The 21,921-nt window shown below is 68.6% G+C and carries 22 protein-coding genes; 14 read left to right on the top strand and 8 right to left on the bottom strand.

Annotated elements, in window-relative coordinates; genetic code table 11:
- Nucleotides 1-145: 145 nt before the first annotated feature.
- From EX20_RS11920 to EX20_RS11905, 4 genes are read right to left on the bottom strand one after another with little or no spacing between them, the layout of a single operon-like run.
- Nucleotides 146-529: a GtrA family protein gene (locus tag EX20_RS11920; RefSeq protein ID WP_034193680.1), complete on the bottom strand. Its 384-nt coding sequence runs from the start codon at nucleotides 527-529 to the stop codon at nucleotides 146-148.
- A gap of 16 nt (nucleotides 530-545) precedes the next feature.
- Nucleotides 546-1,589 carry a glycosyltransferase family 2 protein gene (locus tag EX20_RS11915; protein WP_034193653.1) on the bottom strand — a complete coding sequence of 348 codons (1,044 nt, stop codon included), beginning with the start codon at nucleotides 1,587-1,589 and terminating at the stop codon, nucleotides 546-548.
- A gap of 24 nt (nucleotides 1,590-1,613) precedes the next feature.
- A complete protein-coding gene (locus tag EX20_RS11910) occupies nucleotides 1,614-2,993 on the bottom strand; it encodes a glycosyltransferase family 87 protein (protein ID WP_034193652.1) in 1,380 nt (459 codons plus the stop codon).
- A complete protein-coding gene (locus EX20_RS11905) occupies nucleotides 2,990-4,228 on the bottom strand; it encodes a glycosyltransferase family 87 protein (RefSeq protein ID WP_034193651.1) in 1,239 nt (412 codons plus the stop codon). The genes EX20_RS11910 and EX20_RS11905 overlap by 4 nt, the downstream gene beginning before the upstream one ends.
- Before the next feature lie 1,039 nt (nucleotides 4,229-5,267).
- On the opposite strand from EX20_RS11905, the gene EX20_RS11900 reads away from it, so the two are divergent.
- The 14 genes from EX20_RS11900 to EX20_RS11835 all read left to right on the top strand — a co-directional run bounded on the left by EX20_RS11900 (nucleotide 5,268) and on the right by EX20_RS11835 (nucleotide 17,991).
- Nucleotides 5,268-5,450 carry a Flp family type IVb pilin gene (locus tag EX20_RS11900; protein WP_011880534.1) on the top strand — a complete coding sequence of 61 codons (183 nt, stop codon included), beginning with the start codon at nucleotides 5,268-5,270 and terminating at the stop codon, nucleotides 5,448-5,450.
- A gap of 170 nt (nucleotides 5,451-5,620) precedes the next feature.
- Nucleotides 5,621-5,827 (top strand): Flp family type IVb pilin, encoded by a 207-nt coding sequence (locus EX20_RS11895; RefSeq protein WP_011880533.1) that lies wholly within the window; start codon nucleotides 5,621-5,623, stop codon nucleotides 5,825-5,827.
- A gap of 31 nt (nucleotides 5,828-5,858) precedes the next feature.
- Nucleotides 5,859-6,398: an A24 family peptidase gene (locus EX20_RS11890; RefSeq protein ID WP_014726178.1), complete on the top strand. Its 540-nt coding sequence runs from the start codon at nucleotides 5,859-5,861 to the stop codon at nucleotides 6,396-6,398.
- Nucleotides 6,399-6,430: 32 nt separating this feature from the next.
- A complete protein-coding gene (locus tag EX20_RS11885) occupies nucleotides 6,431-7,831 on the top strand; it encodes a P-loop NTPase family protein (RefSeq protein ID WP_011880531.1) in 1,401 nt (466 codons plus the stop codon).
- A 35-nt stretch (nucleotides 7,832-7,866) separates the two neighbouring features.
- Nucleotides 7,867-8,712, top strand: coding sequence for a Flp pilus assembly protein CpaB (cpaB, locus tag EX20_RS11880; RefSeq protein WP_011880530.1), 846 nt, complete (start codon nucleotides 7,867-7,869; stop codon nucleotides 8,710-8,712).
- Nucleotides 8,713-8,824: 112 nt separating this feature from the next.
- On the top strand, nucleotides 8,825-10,759 hold the full coding sequence (locus EX20_RS11875) for a type II and III secretion system protein family protein (RefSeq protein ID WP_034193650.1): 1,935 nt from the start codon (nucleotides 8,825-8,827) through the stop codon (nucleotides 10,757-10,759).
- Between the two features lie 20 nt (nucleotides 10,760-10,779).
- Nucleotides 10,780-11,073, top strand: coding sequence for a hypothetical protein (locus EX20_RS11870; RefSeq protein ID WP_034193649.1), 294 nt, complete (start codon nucleotides 10,780-10,782; stop codon nucleotides 11,071-11,073).
- A 26-nt stretch (nucleotides 11,074-11,099) separates the two neighbouring features.
- Nucleotides 11,100-12,371 (top strand): TadE/TadG family type IV pilus assembly protein, encoded by a 1,272-nt coding sequence (locus EX20_RS11865; RefSeq protein WP_034193648.1) that lies wholly within the window; start codon nucleotides 11,100-11,102, stop codon nucleotides 12,369-12,371.
- A gap of 43 nt (nucleotides 12,372-12,414) precedes the next feature.
- Nucleotides 12,415-12,918 (top strand): TadE/TadG family type IV pilus assembly protein, encoded by a 504-nt coding sequence (locus EX20_RS11860; RefSeq protein ID WP_175464263.1) that lies wholly within the window; start codon nucleotides 12,415-12,417, stop codon nucleotides 12,916-12,918.
- Nucleotides 12,915-13,358: a TadE/TadG family type IV pilus assembly protein gene (locus EX20_RS11855; RefSeq protein WP_011880525.1), complete on the top strand. Its 444-nt coding sequence runs from the start codon at nucleotides 12,915-12,917 to the stop codon at nucleotides 13,356-13,358. Before EX20_RS11860 ends, EX20_RS11855 begins: the two co-directional genes overlap by 4 nt.
- 20 nt (nucleotides 13,359-13,378) lie before the next feature.
- Nucleotides 13,379-14,587 (top strand): AAA family ATPase, encoded by a 1,209-nt coding sequence (locus EX20_RS11850; protein ID WP_034193646.1) that lies wholly within the window; start codon nucleotides 13,379-13,381, stop codon nucleotides 14,585-14,587.
- A gap of 19 nt (nucleotides 14,588-14,606) precedes the next feature.
- A complete protein-coding gene (locus EX20_RS11845) occupies nucleotides 14,607-15,974 on the top strand; it encodes a CpaF family protein (protein ID WP_034193645.1) in 1,368 nt (455 codons plus the stop codon).
- A 17-nt stretch (nucleotides 15,975-15,991) separates the two neighbouring features.
- Nucleotides 15,992-16,969, top strand: coding sequence for a type II secretion system F family protein (locus EX20_RS11840; protein ID WP_011880522.1), 978 nt, complete (start codon nucleotides 15,992-15,994; stop codon nucleotides 16,967-16,969).
- 38 nt (nucleotides 16,970-17,007) lie between these two features.
- Nucleotides 17,008-17,991, top strand: a complete 984-nt coding sequence (locus EX20_RS11835; protein WP_011880521.1) for a type II secretion system F family protein — start codon at nucleotides 17,008-17,010, stop codon at nucleotides 17,989-17,991.
- A gap of 291 nt (nucleotides 17,992-18,282) precedes the next feature.
- On the opposite strand, the gene EX20_RS11830 is transcribed toward EX20_RS11835, so the two are convergent.
- From EX20_RS11830 to EX20_RS11815, 4 genes are all read right to left on the bottom strand, one after another.
- Entirely contained in the window at nucleotides 18,283-19,242 is a 960-nt protein-coding gene (locus EX20_RS11830) for a SphA family protein (protein WP_034193679.1), read from the bottom strand.
- 33 nt (nucleotides 19,243-19,275) lie between these two features.
- Nucleotides 19,276-19,806, bottom strand: a complete 531-nt coding sequence (locus tag EX20_RS11825; RefSeq protein ID WP_034193644.1) for a flavin reductase family protein — start codon at nucleotides 19,804-19,806, stop codon at nucleotides 19,276-19,278.
- Nucleotides 19,803-21,050: a styrene monooxygenase/indole monooxygenase family protein gene (locus tag EX20_RS11820; RefSeq protein WP_034193643.1), complete on the bottom strand. Its 1,248-nt coding sequence runs from the start codon at nucleotides 21,048-21,050 to the stop codon at nucleotides 19,803-19,805. The genes EX20_RS11825 and EX20_RS11820 overlap by 4 nt, the downstream gene beginning before the upstream one ends.
- 63 nt (nucleotides 21,051-21,113) lie before the next feature.
- A complete protein-coding gene (locus EX20_RS11815; protein ID WP_014726169.1) occupies nucleotides 21,114-21,902 on the bottom strand; it encodes an SDR family oxidoreductase in 789 nt (262 codons plus the stop codon).
- Nucleotides 21,903-21,921 lie beyond the last annotated feature (19 nt).

Below are 21,921 nucleotides of genomic sequence, written 5' to 3'. Positions count from 1 at the left end.
TGAACGTCGCGACACGGCCGCGCGTGCGGCGCATGCGATCGGTAGACCGAAGCAGCGGTATCGGCGGAAGCGGTGCAAGCCGCCGCATCGCCGTCTCATGCAACGATTGGATGCAGGCCACCGGGCCTCGCACGACGCCGACGCATCAGCGATACGTCCACGCGCGGTGCATCACGAACATCGTCGGCGGGATCAGCAGCGCGATCGCGACGATGGCCGCGCCGCGCGACACGTCGAGCAGTTCGGCGGCGCGCGCGAGCAGCATCGTTTCGATGAAGCCGGCCGTTGCGACGGTGAGGTAACGCAGCAGGTTGCGCGAATGCAGCGTCGACGAGAAGCTCCACAGCGTGTTCGCCAGATACGAGAACGCGGTCGCGCAGACGAACGCGGTGGCGTTCGCGGCGACCTGCGTCGCATCGAACCAGGCATACAGCGCGGACGCGACCAGCACGTGCAGCGCGGTCGAGCCGAGCCCGGTCACGCCGAAGCGTGCCAGCCGCGCACGTTCGGCATACAGCAGCGCGAACATCGGCGCGCCCCGCGGCTCAGCGCGCGCCGACCCGCACGCGCGCCGGCTGCACGCGCCGGCGTGCGCCGGCCCGCCGCGCATCGCGCGCGACCGGCAGCTCGATCACCTTCGCGTGCGCCTGATAGCGGCGGCGCACCAGATAGACGGGCCGTTGCTTCGTCTCGTCGTAGATGCGCCCGACGTACTCGCCGACGACGCCGATGCCGATCAGCTCGATCCCGCCGATGAACAGCATGATCGACAGCAGCGACGGATAGCCGAGCACCGGATTGCCGAACAGCAGCGTGCGGGCGATGATGAACGAGCCATACAGGAAAGCGAGCGCGGCGATGCACACGCCGATGTAGGTCCAGCTGCGCAGCGGCACGGTGCTGAAGCTCGTGATGCCTTCGAGCGCGAGGTTCCACAGCTTCCATCCGGAGAACTTCGAGTGCCCGGCGCTGCGCGCGTCGCGCTGATACTCGACGATCACGGTGCGGTAGCCGACCCACGCGAACAGCCCCTTCATGAAGCGATGCCGTTCGGGCAGGCTGCGCAGCGCGTTGACGACCTTGCGGTCCATCAGCCGGAAATCGCCGACGTTCTCCGGCAGCTTCACGTCCGACAGCAGGTTGTGCACGCGGTAGTAGATCGCGGCGGTGGTGCGCTTCGCGAACGAATCGCAGGCGCGGCTGCTGCGCTGCGCGGCGACCACTTCCGCGCCGTCGCGCCAGTGTTCGATCATGACGGGGATCAGGCTAGGCGGATCCTGCAGGTCCGCGTCGAGCGGGATCACCGCGTCGCCGGCCGCTTCGTCGAGGCCGGCCGTGAGCGCCGCTTCCTTGCCGAAGTTGCGGGTGAGGTCGATGATCCGCACGCGCCGATCGCTCATGCTGGCGCGGATCAGGCGGTCGAGCGTGTCGTCTCGGCTGCCGTCGTTCACGCAGACGATCTCGAAGCGGATCGCCTCGATGCCCGCCATCAGCGGAATCACGACGTCGAAGAAGCGTTCGACGGCTTCGCCTTCGTTGTAGAACGGCACGACGAGCGACACGAGCGGTGTGTAGAGCGATTCGCGCATGACGGGTTCCCCTGTAATGACATATCAGCGATCGGCGCCGAACAGCGGGCGGCCGATGCGGCGCAATCCGTGCCTCGAGCGGTGATGCGACCGGGCCGGATGCGTGAAGCCGGTGTCGGTCGAGTGATCGTGCGCGTCGGGCATCGACGGCACGTCGCGTCGTTCCTGTGCGATCCGGGCGGCGAGCATCGCGAGCGACGCGAGCGTGACGAGCGGCATGAACTGGAACGACAGATGCGGCACCAGCACGAGGCCGGCGAGCGGCATGACCCACATCAGCAGCAGCCACTCGCGATCGAAGCGCCGCCAGCCGTGCGTCCACGCATAGCGTGCGTACCACGCGATCACGAGGCCGTACCACGTGAGGTCGTAGTCGAACAGATACGGGCTGACCAGCAGGCAGGCACAGGCGAGCGTCGCCGCGCGCAGCGCATACGAACACGCGCCGCGCCACGCGTACCCCACGACGAGCGCGGCGGCCGCGCCGGACAGCAGCTGCAGCGTGCGCGCCAGCGCGGCCGGCCAGCCGGCGTACGCGACCAGCGCGAACACCGTCGGCATGCGCGCGAGCTGCGCATGGCCCGCGTCGACGTTGCGGTATGCGTCGGCGATCCCGTGTCCGAACGCGATCCACGTCTCGAAGCCGAACGCGAGCGTCGACAGCACGACGCCCGCGGCGAGCGTCGCGGCCCATGCCGCCAGCGCGCGCCATTGCGCGGCGCACAGCAACGCGAGCGGGAACAGCACGGCGATCTGCGGCTTGACCGTCAGCAACGCGAAGCAGATGCCCGCCGCGACCGGGCGCCGGTTCAGCGCCAGCAGGCCGAGGCCCGCCAGCGCCGCGCTCGCGAGGCTCGTCTGTCCGGCGAGCAGCGCGACGAACGCGCCGGGAAACGCCAGCGCACACAGCAGCGCGGCGTCGCGCTGCACGGTCGCGCGGATCGTCGCTGCGAACAGCATCCACGTGAGCCCGAGCCAGATCGCGAGCGCGCCCGGATACGGCAGCCAGCCGAGCGGCGCGACCAGCAGCAGCATCGTCGGCGGGTAGAGCCACGGTGCGGAGCCGCCGGCGAGATTCAGCGTCGGAATCGCCAGCCGCTCGATCGCGAACAGCGACGGAAAATGCCACGCATCGAGCGCATGCCCGTGCACCGCGAGCCGCGCGGCGCTCCACAGCGGCGCGAAATCCTGCGCGAGCGGCTCGGGCACCGACGTATGCGAGCCGTGCACGCGCGCGAGATAGACGCAGACGAACAGCAGCTCGGTCAGCAGGGCCGCCGCCGCATACGTGCGCACGCGATCGCGATTGAGCCAGTGCGGATGGCGGCGCGGGCCGGCGATCGGCAGCTCCGGATGAGCATCGATCGCCGAGCCGCCATGCAGCAGGAAGCGCGGCGCCTTCATTGCCGTTCCCGCGGCGGCAGCGCGGCGCGCCGCACGGTGATCAGCAGCACGGCGAGCAGCACGACCGGGCCGATCTGCGGCCACTTCGTGATCCGGTTGAACACTTCGAACACCGGCAGCAGCCACGCGAGAACGATCACGATCTGGTCGCCGGGCAGCCAGCCTTCGTCGAGGCCGTGCGCGATCAGGCACAACACCGCGATGCCGAGCCAGGTCAGCTCGTATTGCCACAGGTACGGCGTCGCGAGCAGCGTCGCGACGGCCAGCACCGCGCCGCGCAGGCGCATGTCGGTCGTGCGGCGCCACACGGAGATGGCCGCGGCCATCGCGAGCAGCGCGACGGCGCCCTGCACCGCGAGCGACACCGCGATGGACGCGCCGGCGAGCCGCAGCGCGGCGAACGGCGTCGGCGACACGAACCAGTACGCGGGAAGCGTGAAGTGCATGCCGCGCACGATCGACAACGCGTGAGCGAGGCCCTCCAGCGAGCCTGGGCCGGTCAGTGCGAAACCGGCCGCGGTGAACAGCGTCGTCGTGACCGCCGCCGCGCCGAACGCGCGCCATGCGCGCGTCGCGATCAGCACGAACGGGAACACCGTCGCCATCTGCGGCTTGATGGCGAGCAGTCCGATCAGCACGCCGGCTACGATCGGGCGCGGGCCGAGCAGGTGCAGCGCGAGCGCCGCGATGCCGGCGGTGAGCAGCCCGTTCTGCCCGTACAGCACGCACGCGCAGACGGCCGAGTAGCCGAGCACGACGAGCACGGCGGCGCGCGGCACGGGCAGGTGCGCACGCAGGCCCGACAGTCGCAGGACGGCGTACGCATAGCATAAAAGACTGCCCGCAAAAAAGAGGATGTACGCGGGCAGGAAAGGCACGAGGGCGACCGGCGCGATGAACAGCAGCATCGTCGGCGGATAGAGCCAGGGCAGCGACTGGTGACCCATGTAGGCACCGAATTTCGCGACCTCGGCCCGTGAGAAGAACACGGGATCGTAGACGGCTGCGGCATGACCGTGCAGCACCAGATGCGATGCACTCCAGAACACGGAGAAGTCGACGCCGGGGCGGGCGGTGGTTTGCGCCGTGAACGCGTCGGTGGTGACGGCCCATGTGATCACGAAGCCCACGCACAACAGCAGCATCACGCAGCTGTACGGAACGATTCGGTCGGCCGTCAGCCATTGAGCACAGCGTGTCGCGCGATAGCGCATTCCATCATTGGCCGTGTACATGATGCCCCGTGTTTGGTGAATGCCGCGCGGTGTGCGCGCGGCTTTTCGTGTTGTCGTGTATCCGGATCGAATCGCATTCGATGGCGCTGTCCGGTGAATGCATTGTTGGAGAAAAAATCGCACGACGCAAACCGCGGCCGGAAACGCGCGATGTCGATGCGGCAGTTCTTCGGCCGAAAACGGCGTTTTTACGTCAGAGAAATCGGTCGCCGCGCAATTCATGTTTCTCGCTTGAAACATTCCGCGTTTGTCGCTGCTTCGGGACTGCATCGAATACGCGTCGGATGAATGGCGTCGCGGGTTCGGGAAAGTCCCGAGAAAATTTTTCGAACCGCCCTGGCAGCGCGCCTGCGCCCGGCCGACGCGCGCCGATGCCCGCCGCGCATATATCAAATCTGAAACATTTCGGGTGTCGCACTGCCGCCGGCCCGGCGCATGGATCGTCGGAATCCTTGCTGCGCCTCGATTGTCGGTCGGCTGGCCTGCTCTTTGCGTCTAGGGCCGCACGGCAGGCGACGATGCGAGCCGCGACCGGTTGACGCAGCAGAACATACCGGAGCGCCTTACCCGTGCAGGACGATGGACCGCAAGCGCGTCGGGGAATACGGCGCAGTGGTCCACGCAGCGGCGGGCAGCATCGTCGACCGATCGATCGAGCGAGCGTCAGCATCGTTCGCGCAATAAGAATCAGATGACAGCATTGGGGAATAAAAATGACAGACCACAGCACCACGCGGCTCGCATGCCGCGACGGGAACCTTCAGCAGTATCGACGCGCTTGCGTCGGTCATTCAATCCGCGGCCTTGTGCAGGACGGCAGCCGTGCCGTCCGGTTCGATCGTGATGTATCGCCGATCGGTCCACGCATGTGCAGCGCACACACCAGCTCACCGACGTCTCCAGGTCCGGATCGGCTCGCAGCCGGCCGCACCCGTCGCTGAGCCTCGGCTCCGAGTTTCTTTGTAGTACCGGTGGTACCCGCTCCCCGCGTCTATTCCAGACCACGGGGTTTTCGTAGCAGTGCAAAAGGAGAGTAGCCATGTCCACGTTCATCCAGAAGGTCCGCGGTTTCGTTCAAGACGAGCAAGGCGTGACGGCCATCGAATACGGCCTGATTGCCGCGCTGATCGCAGTCGGCCTCGTTGCCGCGCTGACGCTGGTCGGTAACGACCTGAAGACTGTGTTCAACACGATCGCAGACGACCTCAACGCGGCGATCTGAATGACGGGGCGACGAACGGCTGGTCCGGCCCGTTCGTCGCCATGTCGTCCGTCGAGCAGGGCCGGACATACCAAGCAACGAATGTCTGATGGACCGAATGGCGGATGGCTCGGCCGGTGCGCTCCGCGAGCCGTCTCCCGCTCGGTCGATCAACCGGATCGGAGGCCGTCATGCGCGCCAGGGTACTTGCAGTAGCGGTATCGCGATGGATCGACGACGAGCGAGGGGTGACGTCGATCGAATACGCGCTGCTCGCAGCGGTGTTCGCGACCGTCGTGCTCGGCGCCGTGGTCGCGCTGAAGGGCTCGGTTCAAGGCGCGTACGACGCGATCGCGTCGATCGTGACCGCGGCGGTGAATACCGCGCTCGGGCAGTAATCCAGATCGTTTCATTTGACCGAGGTTCGCCATGTTGCCAGTTGCGCCGCCTTATCCGGTTCCGTTGTGCGTGACGCTGCTCGTGATCGTGGCGGCCAGCACGGACCTCGCGAGCCGCCGCATCCCGAACCGGCTCGTCGTCGCAGGGCTCGCCGGTGCGCTGGTCGCGCAATGTGCGCTGCACGGCGTGCCGGCCGGCGTGCTCGCGTGGCTTGCCGGCGCGGCGACCGGCCTCGGGCTGCTGCTGCCGTTCTATCTGCTGCGCGGCATGGCCGCCGGCGACGTGAAGCTGATGCTCGCGATTGGCGCATGGGTTGGCGCGCAGATGACCTTCTACATCGTGCTGGCCACCTTCGTCGCGGGCGGCGTCGGCGCACTCGGCTTCGCGCTGCTGCGCGGCCGCATGCGCCGGATGTGGACCAACGTGTGGATGCTGGTCGCGCATCGCGCCGCCGCGCCGCTTGCAGGGGCAACCGACGGCCCCGTCGAATCCGCGTCGGTCGGCGCGTTGCCGTATGGCGTCGCAATCGCCGTCGGCACGCTGGGCATGCTGTTCGCATCGTGCGCATAGCGCGGCGTATCCGCAACGAGGATGGAACGAACATGAACACGAATCCCACCGAACCGAAACGCGACGCGCAGGTAGCGCATCTGCCGCAGCCGTCGCCGCAGCGGGAAGCGCATGCGAAGCCCGACGCGCAGCTGCCGCCGGCGCCGCGCTCGATCGCGGAAACCGGGCTGAGCCAGACCTTCGTGGCCGGGCTCGTGCTGAAGGCGACGCTGGTGCTCGGCCGCCCGTCGTACGGCGATCTGATCGAGCGCCACTGTCTGCCGCTCGCGGTGCTCGACGACGTGTTCGCGTTCCTGGTGCGCGAGCACCTGGTCGAGCTGACCCATCGCGGCACGACGGACCTCGACGTGACGTTCCGCCTGACCGACGCCGGCCGCGTCGCGGCGCTCGAAGAGCGCGCGCGCAGCAGCTACAGCGGGCCGGCGCCGGTGCCGCTCGATGCGTATCTCGCCTGCATCGACGCGCATTCGGTGCGCAAGCTGCGCGTCGCGCAGAACGACGTGTGGGCCGTGTTCGACGGCGTGATCATGGACACGTCGATCCTCGACGCGGCCGCCGCCGCGCTGAATGCCGGGCGGCCGCTGCTGATCCACGGGCCGGCCGGCAGCGGCAAGACCTACCTCGCCGAGCGGCTCGGCGCGCTGATGGCCGGTCATGTGCCGGTGCCGTACGCGATCTGCGCGGCCGGCGAAGTGATCCAGATCCACGATCCGCTCGTGCACATCGACGCGCCTTCGCAAGGCGAAGGACAGTCGGTCGATCGCCGCTGGCGACTCTGCGAGCGGCCGGTCGTGATGTCCGGCGGCGAGCTGACGCTCGACGAGCTCGACCTGCGCCGCGACGACGCGGCCGGCTTCTACCAGGCGCCGCCGCACATGAAGGCAAACATGGGCATGTACATCGTCGACGATCTCGGCCGCCAGCGCGTCGAGCCGCGCGATCTGCTCAACCGCTGGCTGCGCCCGCTCGATCGCGGCGTCGATTTCCTGACGCTCGATTCCGGCACCCGCTTCGTACTGCCGTTCGACGTGTGGCCGGTGTTCTCGAGCAACCTCGCGCCGGAGCAGTTCGCCGACGAAGCGTTCCTGCGCCGGCTCGGCTCCAAGCTGCACGTCGGCGCGATGTCGATCGAACACTACCGCGCGGTGTTCGACGCCGCGTGCGAGTCGCTCGGGCTGGTGTCGTCGCAGGACGCCTTCGACTACCTGCTGCACCGGCTGCACCTGCCGACCGGCAAGGCGTATCTCGCGTGCTACCCGACCGACCTGCTGCGCCTCGTCGCCGCCGGCGCGCGGTATCGCGGCGATCCGCCCGAAGTGACGCACGACGCGCTGCATGATGCCTGGGCCAGCTATTTCGGCGCGGCGCCGGAGCGCGACGGCGGGTATCTGCCGCCGGGCGAGCGCGGCGGTCGCACGCACGTCGCCGGTTGAGTTGTTTCTTTCACGATTCGTCGAGGAGCATTGCCATGAAAAACAGTCGAGCAATCTTGATGCTGGTGGTCGCGATGGTCGCGGGGCTTGCCGCGGTCGTGTTCGCGTCGCGCTGGCTGATGAACACGTCCAACGGTTCGGTCACGTCCGTCGCGGTCGCGACCACCGACCTGAATCTGGGCGAGCCGCTCGGGCCGAACCAGATCCACATGGTGAGCTGGCCGGCGGGCAGCGTGCCGACCGGCGCGTTCACCGACACGAAGGAACTCGAAGGGCGCGTCGTGCGCACCAGCCTCGCCCGCGGCGAGCCGGTGATCGAGTCGAAGCTCGCGCCGGTCGGCACCAAGGGCGGGCTGTCCGCGGTGATCGCCGACGGCAGCCGCGCGATCACGGTGCGCGTGAACGACGTGGTCGGCGTCGCGGGCTTCGCGCTGCCGGGCAACTACGTCGACGTGATCGTCAACACGCAGGAGCAGCAGGGCAAGACCGACGGGCAGAGCATTTCGAAGATCGTGCTCGAGCACATCCTGGTGCTGGCGGTCGCGCAGCAGGTGAGCCGCGACGACACCGCGCCGAAAGTCGTCAACGCGGTGACGCTCGAAGTCACGCCCGACCAGGCCGAACGCCTCGACCTCGCCCGCAGCGTCGGCACGCTGTCGCTGGTGCTGCGCAACCAGGTCGATCACAAGACGCTCACCACCGACGGCGCAACCAAGATGACGCTGCTCGGCAAGGCACCGGTGCCCGATGCACCGCCCGCGCCGGCACCGGCCCGCGTGCGGACCGTGCGCGTGCACGTCGCGTCGCACGCGTCGTCGGAGGCACGCCGCGATTGCATCGGCGTACTGACCGGCGTGCACGGCAGCGTCGAGTGTTTCTGAAGCCGCACGACAGGCCCACACAACAGATTAACCAGATCGGCCGCCGTCAGGGCACGGCGGCCTTGGAAGTCGACAACCGGCGCTGCGCCGGTCACTCGGGGGATCAGACGAAATGAAGATCAATCCGCAACACTCAGGTACCGGCCCGGTGCGCACACGTATCGCACGAGGCGCGATGATGGCCGCGATCCTCTGTACCGGAACGCTGACGGTATACAGCGCACTGGCGCAGGAAGCCGCCGAATCGGCGGCCTTGACGAAGGGCGGCGCGAGCGCGCCGGCCGCCGTCGCGAAGGGGCCGATGCAGATGACGATCAGCATGGCGCCGGCGATCGCCGCCGCGCCGGCCGCGGCTGCCGGGCCGCTGCGCGGGCCGAACTGCGTGGGCGCGGTGCGCGATTCGACCAGCGTCAGCGTGCCGCTCGGCAAGTCGTTGCTGGTGCCGATGCCGGAGGCGGTCCGCAATCGCACCATCGGCAATCCGGCCGTTGCGCAGGCAACCATGGTGTCGCCGCAGACGCTCTACATCCTCGGTCTGTCGGTCGGCACGACCAACATGATCGTGCAGGGCAAGAGCGGCGCGTGCCGCGTGATCGACGTGGCGGTCGGCGCCGATGCGGGCGGCCTGCAGGCGTCGCTGCTGCAACTGATGCCGGCCGAGCGCGACATTCACGTGTCGACCGCGGCCGGCACGATCGTGCTCGCCGGCACCGTGTCGAACTCGCAGGCCGCGCAGCAGGCCGTGCAGATCGCGCGCGCCTACAGCGACAGCGCCGGCGGCGGCGAAGGCGGGACGGCCAAGGGCGGCGGCGTGCTCAACATGCTGTCCGTCACGTCGCCGCAGCAGGTGATGCTCGAGGTCAAGGTGGCCGAGGTGTCGAAGACGCTGATCAACCAGATGGGCAGCGCGTTGAACATCCAGGGCGGCTTCGGCTCGTGGAGCGGCGCGCTGGTCAGCAACCTGCTCGCCGGCGTCGCGAGCGCCGCGGTGTTCAACAAGGCGAACAACAAGCCGTTCAGCATCGCGGCCGACGCGCAGAACACCGACAACCTCGTGAAGATCCTCGCCGAGCCGAACCTCGTGACGATCAGCGGCCAGGAGGCGACGTTCCTCGCCGGCGGCAAGATCTTCATCCCGGTGCCGCAAAGCAGCGGTACCGGCGTGTCGACGATCACGCTGCAGCAGGAGGAATTCGGTGTCGCGCTGAAGTTCACGCCGACGGTGCTCGCGAACGGCCGCATCAGCCTGAAGGTCGCGCCGGAAGTGTCGGAGCTGTCGCAAACCGGCGTCACGCTGAGCGCGACCAACATCGGCGGCACGTCGATCCTGCCGCTCATCACGACGCGGCGTGCCTCGACGACGGTCCAGATGAGCGACGGCGAGTCGTTCGCGATCGGCGGGCTCATCAAGGACAACGCCACCGGCGCCCTCAAGGCGATCCCAGGCGTCGGCGAAGTGCCGGTGCTCGGCGCGCTGTTCCGCAGCACGTCGTTCCAGCAGGACCGCACCGAGCTGATCTTCCTGATCACGCCGCACCTGGTGAAGCCGCTGCAGAGCGCCGACCAGCCGATGCCGACCGACAGCTTCTCGAAGCCGAACGAAGCCGACGTGTACGCAACCGGCAACATGGAAGGCCGCCACGGCGTGCGCCGGCCGGCCGCGCAACCGGCGAACGGCGCCGCGGATGCGCCGCAGGCACCGGCGCCCACGCCGGCGCAGCAATCGGCTGCGCCGGCGGCGGCCGCGCCCGCACCGCGTGCCCCGGCGCCCGCCGACGCACCGGCGCCTGCCGCGGTCCAGCCGGAGAACGCGGCGGCAGCCGCACCGGCTGCGGCCGGTGCGGTGAGCGCGGCGCCGGCCGTCGCGCAGCCGCCGGCCGATGCGGCCAACGCAGCCAACGCAGCCCGTGTCGCACGCATCGAAGCCGCCGCGGCGCGTCTCGCGGCGGCCGCGGGCAGCACGCCGCCCCAGAAGCCCCGGCTGCCAGCCGCCGCTCACGCGCAGGTCGCGCGGGCGAACGCAGGCCCCCAGTCCACCGATCGTTGAAGCCATCCAAGGGGAAGCTCATGAAATCCTCCTACCTCGTATTCGTGCGCCGCGCGGCGCTCGCCGCACCGCTCGCGTTCGCGCTGGCCGGCTGCATGTCGTCGACGCCGGTGTGGGACACGCGCTTCGGCGACTCCGTGCGCGCCGTCACGCAAGCGCAGATCATCGATCCGCACGCGGCCGAACACGCGTCGCAGCCGGTGGTCGCGGGCAGCGCCGCCGCGTCCGCGCTCGACAACTACGACAAGTCGTTCAAGCAGCCGGAGCCGAAGGGCAATGCCTTCGTGATCGGCATCGGCAAGTCGGCGCAATAACAACAGGCAAGCTCAGGGAGAACGCCATGTCCAGCGCAGCTCGTCATCCGAAACTCACGCGCCGCAGTTTGCATCGACAGCGCGGTGCCGTCGCGATCGTCGTCGGTCTCGCACTGGCGGTGATGATCGGATTCGTCGGTCTCGCGCTGGACCTCGGCAAGCTGTACGTCACGCGCAGCGAACTGCAGAACAGCGCCGATGCATGCGCGCTGTCCGCCGCGCGTGACCTGACTTCGGCGATCAGCCTGTCCGTCGCGGAGGCGGACGGCATCGCCGCCGGTCACGTCAACTTCGCGTTCTTTCAGAAGAGCGCGGTGCAGATGCTGACCGATTCGAACGTCACGTTCAGCGATTCGCTGACGAATCCGTTCCTGACGAAGACGGCGGTTTCGACGCCGGCCAACGTCAAGTACGTGAAATGCACGGCCACGTTGAGCGGCATCGCGAACTGGTTCGTCGGCGTGTTGAACACGATGCCCGGCGTACAGGTCGCGAACGCGACGCAGGTGTCGGCGAGCGCGATCGCGACCGTCGCCGCCGGGCAGACGACCTGTGCGATTCCGGTGTTCGTGTGCCGCGCCTCGTCGGCCGCGCCGTACAAGGTCGGCGACTGGATCTCGTCGCCGTCCGGGTCGTCGTCGACCTACGGGCCGGGCAACTTCGGCTGGGCCGCGCTCGATGGCTCGACCAACGAGACGACCATCGCGAGCGAGCTGTCGGGCAACACCTGCAACATCACGTCGCCGCCCGATCTCGGCTCGACCGGCTTGAAGTCCGCGTCGCTGCGCGCCTGGAACACGCGCTTCGGCATCTATACGAACGGCGCGAACGGCTCGAGCGGCCAGCCCGACTTCACCGGCTATGCGTACGTCGGGCCGAAATACGGGCCGCCCGGCACGCCGGGCATCGTCGGCGATGCGTACACACAGTTCGTGCTCGATCGCGCCAGCTTCAAGTCCTACCAGGGCGACGGCGCGCCGCCGGCCGGCAGCGGCATCGCGACCAACGGGACGGCCACCGCGAGCAACTATCAGACGTACGGCGGCGACCGCCGGCTCGCGCTGGCGCCGGAGGGCGACTGCTCGACGCTGTCGGGCAGCAGCAGCAAGCTGCACGTCACGCAGTGGGACTGCGTGCTGATGCTCGATCCGTTGCCGTTCAGCCCGGGCGCGGGCGGCGTGGTCGCGCACCTCGAATATCTCGGCTCGACCGCATCGGGCTCGACGCCTTGCGCGACGCACGGGCTGCCGGGCATCGGCAGCTCGGCGGGCGTCAAGGTGCCGATGCTCGTTCAATAGAGGAGACGCGATCATGAAAAGGCTTCCGATGCACCGTTCGCGCATGCGCGGCGTGGCCGCCGTGGAATTCGCGCTGGTGCTGATCCCGCTGATCGTGCTCGCGACCGGCGTGGCCGAGTTCGGCCGCGCGATCTACCAGTACGAGACGCTCACCAAGGCGACGCGCAACGCCGCGCGCTACCTGTCCGTCTATCTGCCGACCGACGCCGCCTATCCGCTTGCCGCGGCGCAGTGCCTCGTCGTCTACGGAAACACGACGTGCGGCGCGGCCGGCACCGAGCTGGTGCCGGGGCTCACCACGTCGATGGTGATCGTCTGCGACGCCGCGCACACGCCCGACTGCGCCGATGCGTCGGATCCGCCGCAGTTCGCGAACCTGCCGACCTACGACTCGAGCAACAACGCGCCGAGCGGCACCGCGACCGGCAGCATCAACGTCGTCGAAGTGAAGGTGAAGGGCTACACGTACCAGCCGATCCCAGCCTACCCGGGGCTGTCGTCGATCACGTTCGGCAACATCGTCACCGTGATGAGGCAAGTGTCATGAACGCACGCCATGTCCCGCTGTCGCGCCGCCGCGGCCAACGCGGCGCGACCATCGTCGAGTTCGCGTTGATCTCGTCGATTCTCGTCATGCTGCTGTTGGGCATCTTCGAATTCGGCCGGGTGCTGTTCTACTGGAACACGGCCACCGAGGCGATGCGGCTCGGTGCGCGCACGGCGATCGTGTGCGACGTGAACGCCGCCGGCATCGTCAAGCGCGTGAAGTCGATGCTGCCGATCCTGGCCGATGCGAACGTCGCGGTGACCTATACGCCGTCGGGCTGCGACGTGAGCAGTTGCTCGTTCGTGACGCTGAGCATCACGAACCTCACCGTCAAAACGATGGTCCCGTTCGTCAACGTCGCGCTCACGATGCCGCCTTTCACGACGACGCTCACGCGCGAAAGCCTGAATTCCTCGACCGGCGGATCAGCCTGTCAATAATTGCACGACGAGGCACAGTCATGATCAATATCCTCGTAGCTTCCGACGACACGGCCCGGCTCATGCGGATCGCGCGTCTCGTCAGCGACGCCGGCCGTTACCGCGTGACGCGCGCGGCCGGCCGTCCGTCGCAAATCGAGCATCGCACCGACGGGCTCGACTCGTTCGACATCCTGCTGATCGACAGCGGGCAGATCGATGCGGCTGAGTTGGCGGCGCTCGAACGCATCTGCCGGCAACATCCGGGCCTGACCGGCATCCTGGTGAGCGCCGACGCATCGCCGCAGATGCTGCTGGACGCCATGCGCGCTGGCGCGCGCGACGTGCTGCAGTGGCCGATCGACACGGCCGCGCTCGCCCGTGCGCTCGAACGCGCGGCCGCGCAGAGCACGCGGCGCGACGGCGACGATACGCGGATCATCTCTTTCACGTCGTGCAAGGGCGGCGCGGGCACGAGCTTCGTCGCGAGCAACGTCGCCTACGAGATCAGCGAGCAGTTCAAGCGGCGCGTGTTGCTGATCGACCTGAACCAGCAGTATGCCGATGCCGCGTTCCTCGTCAGCGACGAGACGCCGCCGTCGACGCTGCCGCAGCTGTGCGCGCAGATCGAACGGATCGACGGCGCCTTCCTCGATGCGAGCCTCGCGCACGTGACGCCGACCTTCCACGTGCTCGCGGGCGCGGGCGACCCGGTCAAGGCCGCGGAGATGCGCGAGGACGCGCTCGAGTGGATTCTCGGCGTGGCGGCGCCGCGCTACGACTTCGTGATCTTCGACATCGGCGTGAGCATCAGCGCGCTGTCGATGGTCGCGCTGGACCGCAGCGACCAGATCCAGCTCGTGCTGCAGCCCGCGATGCCGCATGTGCGCGCGGGGCGCCGGATGCTGGAAATCCTCGTGTCGCTCGGCTACTCGAGCGACCAGCTGCGGCTCGTGGTGAACCGGATGACGCGCGCGGGCGAGCGCACCCGCACCGCGCTCGAGGAAGTGCTCGGGCTGCACGCGAGCACCACGATTCCGGATGACGCCGACACCGTGCGCGAAGCGATCGACCAGGGCTATCCGGTGTCGCGCCTGGCGCGCACCGCCGGCGTCGCGCGCGCGGTGCATGCGTGCGCGAAGCAGATCGTCGAAGGCGACGTGCGCACCCAGCCCGACGCGGCCAGCAGCGAACCGTTGATGTCCCGGCTGTTCGGCCGCAAGGCCACGCCGAAGCTCAAGTCCATGTGAATCTTTCGGGGAAACCATCATGTCATTGCGCGAACAGATGTCGTTGTATCGGACCCAGGCGCCGGCAACGGGCGCGGAGTCGGCCGGATCGGGCCATCCGTCGGTACGCGACGCGTATCAGAAGCTGCGCCGCGAGATTCATCTGGCGGTGCTCGAGCGCGTCGAGCTGGAGCGGCTGTCGCGGCTGCCGCAGGACCAGGTCCGCCACGAGATCTCGGCGCTGATCTCGCGCATCCTCGACGAGGGGCGCATGCCGGCGAACGACATCGAGCGCCGCCAGCTCGCGATCGACGTGTACGACGAGATGTTCGGCTTCGGCCCGCTCGAGGCGCTGCTGCGCGACCCCGGCGTGTCCGACATCCTCGTGAACACGTACCGGCAGGTCTACGTCGAGCGCGGCGGCCGACTGGAGCTGACCGACGTGACGTTCTACGACGACGCGCACCTGATGAAGGTGATCGAGAAGATCGTGTCGCGGGTCGGGCGCCGCATCGACGAATCGAGCCCGATGGTCGACGCGCGGCTGCCGGACGGCTCGCGCGTGAACGCGATCATTCCGCCGTCGGCGATCGACGGGCCGCTGCTGTCGATCCGGCGCTTCGCGGTCGATCCGTTGAAGATCGACGACCTCCTGCGCTTCCAGAGCCTCACGGAGCCGATGGCCGAGCTGCTCGAGGCGCTCGCGAAGGCGAAGGTGAACGTGCTCGTGTCGGGCGGCACCGGCAGCGGCAAGACGACGCTGCTCAACATCCTGTCGGGTTTCATTCCGCGCACGGAACGGATCGTGACGATCGAGGACGCGGCCGAGCTGCAGCTGCAGCAGCCGCACGTGCTGCGGCTCGAGACGCGGCCGCCGAACATCGAGGGCAAGGGCGAGATCACGCAGCGCACGCTGGTGCGCAACGCGCTGCGGATGCGGCCGGACCGCATCATCCTCGGCGAAGTGCGCGGCGCGGAAGCGCTCGACATGCTCAACGCGATGAACACCGGCCACGAAGGCTCGCTCGCGACGATCCACGCGAACACGCCGCGCGACGCGCTCACGCGGCTCGAGAACATGATCAGCGTCGCCGGGCTGTCGCTGCCGCCGAAGACGATGCGCCAGCAGATCGCATCGGCGATCACGGTGGTCGTGCAGGCGTCGCGGCTCACCGACGGCAAGCGCAAGATCGTCAGCATCCAGGAGCTGACCGGGATGGAGGGCGACATCATCAACATGCAGGAAATCTTCACGTTCAAGCGGACCGGCATGAACGGCGACGGGTCGGTGCGCGGCTACTTCTGCGCGACCGGCGTGCGGCCCAAGTTCGCGGAGCGGCTGCAGTCGTTCGGCATCAACCTGCCGGACGCGCTGTACGACCCGACGCGCCACTACGAGACGAACTGACGACGGCCGGAGGCCTCATGGACTCGATCTTTTACGGTTTTGTGATTCTCACCTTCGTCGCGGTCGTGCTCGCGATCGAGGGCGTCTATCAATGGTGGAACGCGCGGCACGGCAATGCCGCACGCCGGATCGAATCGCGCTTGCGCGCGATGTCGGCCGGCGGCAGCGTGCAGCAGGAGCGGATGTCGATCCTGAAGAAGCGCATGCTCGACGAGTCGAAGCCGTTCGACCGGCTGCTGCTGCGCGTGCCGCGCGTACAGTCGCTCGATCTGGTGCTGCAGCAGTCCGGCCTCGACTGGACGGTCGCCAAGCTGGTCGTGCTGAGCGGCGCGTTGTGCGCGGCCACCGCGCTGGTGCTGAGCGTCACGCCGCTGCCGCTCGTCGCGGTGCTGCCGGTCGCGCTGTTCGCCGGCTGCATCCCGACGCTGTACGTGACGCGGCATCGCCGCCGCCGCATGCTCAAGCTCGAGCGGCAACTACCGGACGTGTGCGACATGATCGCGCGCGCGCTGCGCTCGGGCCACTCGTTCACGAGCGCGCTCGGGATGGTCGGCGAGGAGTTTCCGGAGCCGATGAGCGGCGAGTTTCGCATCACCTTCGACGAGATCAACTACGGCGTGTCGCTGCACGATGCGCTGGTGAATCTCGCGACGCGCGTGCCGGCGAACGACCTGCGCTACTTCGTGATCGCGGTGCTGATCCAGCGCGAGACCGGCGGCAATCTCGCCGAGCTGCTCGACAGCATCGCGGCGCTGGTGCGCGAGCGCTTCAAGCTGTTCGACAAGGTCCGCGTGCTGTCGGCGGAAGGCCGGCTGTCGGCGTGGATTCTCGGCCTGCTGCCGTTCGGCACCGCCGGGATGATGGCCGTGCTGAACCGCGAGTTTCTGTCGGTGCTCTGGCAGGACCCGGCGGGCGTCAAGATGGTCGGCGCAATGCTGACGTCGATGGCGTTCGGCCTGCTGTGGATCCGCCGGATCATCCGGATTCGCGTCTGACGCGTGTCTCAGGCTTCACGAACCGATTCGAGGCTGTCATGCAAAACCTGAGCGTAGTACATACCGTGATGCTCGCCGGCTTGTTCCTGTTCGTCGCGGGCGGCGTGCTGGCCGCGATGCTGCTGTTCGCGCCGCGCAACCTGCAGCGCCGGCTTCAGCAGGCCAGCGGCGCGAGCGTGGCGGTCGGCGCGGCCGGCGCCGGAGCGGACGACGCCGGCGCGCCCGGCCCGCGCTGGATCGCGCGGCTCGTCGAGCTGTCGCAACCGATCTCCAAGCTGTCGGTGCCGCAGGACGGCTGGGAGAACTCGCCGCTGCGGGTGCGGTTGATGAATGCCGGATGGCGCGACCCGAGCGCGGCCGGGCTCTACTTCACCGCGAAGACGGTGCTGGCGCTGGCGTTGCCGGGCGCCGCGCTGCTCGCGCTCGCCACGACGCGGCTCGCCGATCAGCGCATGCTGCTGTCGTTCATCCTCGTCGCGCTGGCCGGCATCGGCTACTACCTGCCGAACTTCGTCCTGTCGCGCCGCATCACCAAGCGTCAGCGGACGATCTTCGAGGACTTCCCCGACGCGCTCGACCTGCTGACGGTTTGCGTCGAGGCCGGGCTCGGGCTCGATGCGGCGTTGATGCGGGTCAGCGAGGAGCTGCGCTTTCGCAGCGAAGTGGTCTCGGGCGAACTCGACCTGCTGCTGCTCGAGATGCGCTCGGGCTTCACCAAGGACACGGCATTGCGCAACCTCGCGCTGCGCACCGGCGTGGAAGACATCGAGTCGTTCTGCGCGATGCTGATCCAGGCCGACCGGTTCGGCACGAGCGTCGCCGAATCGCTGCGCGTGCTGTCGGACATGCTGCGCACGCGGCGCCGCATGCGCGCCGAGGAGCGCGCCGCGCGCATCGCGCTGAAGCTGCTGTTCCCGCTGATCTTCTGCATCTTCCCCGCGCTGATGGGCGTGCTGCTCGGGCCGGCGATGATTCATGTGTACCGCGTGCTGCTGCCGAGCTTCGCGACCATCGGCCAGTAAGCGGCGCGGCGCGGCCGGCCGCGCCGTGGATCGGCGCGCCGGCTGCGCGGCATCGCGAGCCGGCACGGCAACCGTCTTCATGGGAGGCTCGTCGTCCCCCGGGCGGCGTCGCGAGACAGGCCGATCATAGCGGCGTCAATGCAACCCGGACCCATGGTCGACCCTGGACGTGGCCGTAGTCCACCGCCCGCGCGGGTGGCCCCCTACGGCCATTGGAACGCACGGCGCGCGCGCGAGCCGCGATCGCGTTGCACGGCCCGATGCCGTCCGTCACCCGTCACCCGTCACCCGTCACTGAAAGTGATGCACGTACCGCAGCACCATCCGCGTGCCCTGCGGGCGGTTGCGCGCATAGGTCTCGAAGTAGGCGTTGAACATGACGTGGTCCTGCGGCGAGAAGCTGTACATCGCGCCCGGCCCGATCGCGAACACCGCTTCCCGCGTGCCCGACACGTCCTGCCCGTTCGCCTTCATGTCGGTGGTCTGACGCAGCCAGTAGCCGTTCAGCCCGAGCCGCAATCCGGGGCGCACCTCGTACTCGGTCGCGAAGTTCGCATGCACGGCCTGACCGGCCTGCGTCGACGTCACGTCCGGCCCGAGCGAGGCGGCCGGCGCGTGATTGGTTGCATTCCACAAGTAATGCAGCCGCCACGACACGGTCCACTTCGGCGTGATCCAGAAGGTGGCGGCCCAGTACGGATCGAACGACCAGAAATGACTGCCCGGATTGATCGCGCGCGTGCGGTCGTACGCGCCGGTCGGCGCGATGAACTGGAATTCCACCCGCTGCGCGAAGCGCGGTCCGTGCGCGCCCATCACCGGGTCGAACTGCACGAACGGGCCGATCAACAGATCGCCGAAGCCCGCACGCGCGTTCAGCGCGACGTTGCCGATGCCGTCGTCGGTATGGACCGAGCCGACCCACGGCAGGATCACGTCGAGCCCCGGATGCATGCCGCCGAACGTCAGCGGCGCCTGGTAGACGAGCTGGCTCAGCCCCGCGAACAGGTCGATGTCCTGCTTCGGCAGCCCGACCTTGTTGCCCGCGTTGTCGTTGACGCGGCCGGCCGTGTAGTACTCGAGGTACTGCGTGCCGTACCAGCCGGAGCCGGCCGGCGGCAGCCCGTCGACGAAGCTCGTCATCCCCAGGTTGACCGACGGCAGGTCGGCCGCCTGGGCCGGCGCGTGGACGGCCAGGCCGGCGACCACGATGCCCGCGATCGCGAGCAGGCGAGAGCCGCAATTCTTCATCACCACCTCCTGTTGCGTTATGAGTAGAGCCGGTCAAACGGCGCGTGCGAGATCCGGGTGCGCGCAGAGCGCGCGATATTCGCCGGCATGGAAGACCAGCGGCGCCTTGCCGAACGCGTCGAACGCTTCGATCCGGCCGATGAACAACAGGTGGTCGCCGCCTTCGTAATGGCCGACGTTGCGGCACACGAAGCGCGCGCTCGATCCGTGCAGGCACGGCACGCCGCCGGCTTCGGCGTCGTCGTGCGGCACGCCGTCGAACTTGTCGGCGCGCGGCGTCGCGAAGCGGCGCGACAGCTCGAGCTGGTCGTGCGCGAGGATATTGATCGCGAAGTGCGTGGCCGCAACGAAATCCGGCCGGCTCGGCGCGACCTTGCGCAGGCTCCACAGCACCAGCGGCGGATCGAGCGACAGCGACGAGAACGAATTGGCGGTAAGCCCGACCTTGCGGCCGTCGGCGGCGCGCGTGGTGATCACGGTGACGCCGGTCGGAAAATGCCCGAACGCGGCGCGCAGTTGCAGCGGATCGACGGCGGCGAGAGGGGAGGAAGCGCTGGCGTTCATCGCGCTTGCTCCGAACGTGCCGCGTGTTCGCGGATCATCGCGGCGCATGCGGCCGGCTCGAACCACCATGGCGCGAAGCGGCGCGGGTCGTCGAAGCCGTCGACGAGCGTCGCGGCCAGCGTCGGATACTGGCCGGCCGCGCCGAGCAGTTCGAGCACGTGCGGCGGCGGCGGCGTGAGCAGCGAGTTGGTCCAGCGCACGACGTGCTGCGCGTAGGCCCAGTAGCGTTCGAACGTGTCGTGCATCCAGCCTTCGTCGAACGGCGCGGCCTCGCGCGTGAGGATCGCGTCGCCGTAAACCTTCGCGCATTTCGCCGCGTTGTTCGAGCCCTGCCCGGTGATCGGGTCGTTCACGACCACCGCGTCGGCCATGCCGAACACGGTGCGGCCCGACGGCAGCCGCAACAACGGCTTGCGCACGGTCGGCGTGAAGCGCCCGGCGAGCGTGCCGTTCGGATCGGTCAGCTCGACGTCGCGGCAGCGCTCGAATTCCCACGGCACGTAGCGTTGCAGGAACGACAGGCTGCGGTCGAGGTGCTGTTCGGGCGTTTTCACGTCGGCCCAGCAGTCGAGCGGGCCGCCCGGAATGCCCTCGAACACCATGATCTCGCACGGGCCGGTCGTGGTCAGCGCCGGAAACACGAAGTATTCGCCGATGTCGGGCAGCAGGTTGAAGCGCACGCGCGCATACGGCTGGCTCGACGTCATGCCCTTCACGTAGGTCAGCGCGAGCGCGCGTTGCGGGCGCTCGAACGCGCTGCGCGCGTCGTCGCGGCCCAGCAGGTTGACGATTTCGCCCTTGCCGGCCGCGAGCAGCACGAGATCGTGGCTGCTCGCGAGCGCTTCGAGCTCCGCTATGCCGACGTCGCAGATGCGCACGTCGGCGCCGCGGTCGCGGACTGCGTCGAGCCAGTCGGCCATCTTCACGCGCTGGTCGACCGACTGCGCGTAGCGGGTCAGGCGCGACGACCAGTCGATCGCCTTGCGGCCGCCGCCGTCGGGATGCGGCACCGCGACGCCGATCCCCTCGATGGACGGGCACGCTTCTTCCCAGTGGTTCAGGCCGGCATCGCGCTCCAGCTGCAGCGCGGTGTGGAACATGCATTGGCTCGACATCACCTTGCCGGAGCGGATCTGCTGCGCGTCGCGGTTGGTCGCGAGCGTGACGTGATAGCCGTGGTCGAGCAGCGTGAAAGCGAGTTGAAGGCCGGACTGGCCGGCACCGACGATGGCGATGCGCTTCATGATGAAATCCTTGGTATGACGAATCAATCGGGTCGTGATGCGGCGCGGCGCAACGGCTTGCCGCTATTGCGCGAGCTGCGGGATCGCAGGCACGGCCTGCTCGGGGCCCATCGCGGAATAGCCGCCGTCCACCGCGTAGTCGGCGCCGGTGACGAAGCTCGCCGCGTCGCTGCACAGGAACGTGACGACCTGCGCGACTTCCGACGGGTCGCCGACGCGCCCGAGCAGATGAAACGGCGCGGCCACGCGGTCCGTCTTCGCACGGTCGCCGTGCGTCATCTCGTCCATCACGCGCGACCAGGTCCAGCCCGGCGACACCGAGTTCACGCGGATCCGGTCCGCCGCGAGATCCATCGCCATGCTGCGGGTGAGCTGGCGCATCGCGGCCTTCGAGGTCGGGTAGAGCCAGCGGCCCGTCTGCGCGCATTGCGCCGAGATCGAGCTGAAGTTGACGATCGCGCCGCCGCCGCGCCGCACCAGGTGCGGATGCACGGCCTTGACCAGCATCGCCGCCGATACGACGTTGACGTCCATCGCCGCGAGCCAGTCGCGGCGCGTCGCGCGGATGCCGTCGTCGACGTAGCTGCATGCGAGGTTGATCAGCAGGTCGATCGCGCCGAAGCGCTCGACGACGGCCGCCACCGCGCGCTCGATCGCACGATCGTCGGCGATGTCGGTGGCGATGAAGATCGCGTGCTCGCCGAGCGTGTCGGCGACGCGCGCGCCGTTCTGCACGTCGAGGTCGACGATCGCGACGCACGCGCCGGCGCGCACCAGATCCTGCGCGACCGCCGCGCCGATCAGCGTGGCGCCGCCGGTGACGATCGCGACTTTGCCTGCCAGAGCTGTCATGGGGTGTCTCCTGGAATGA

The sequence above is a fragment of the Burkholderia sp. WP42 genome (genome assembly GCF_000745665.1).
GTDB lineage: Bacteria > Pseudomonadota > Gammaproteobacteria > Burkholderiales > Burkholderiaceae > Burkholderia > Burkholderia vietnamiensis.
The sequence above is the reverse complement of the archived record's forward strand: the minus strand, read 5'-3'. Positions and strand labels throughout refer to the sequence as shown.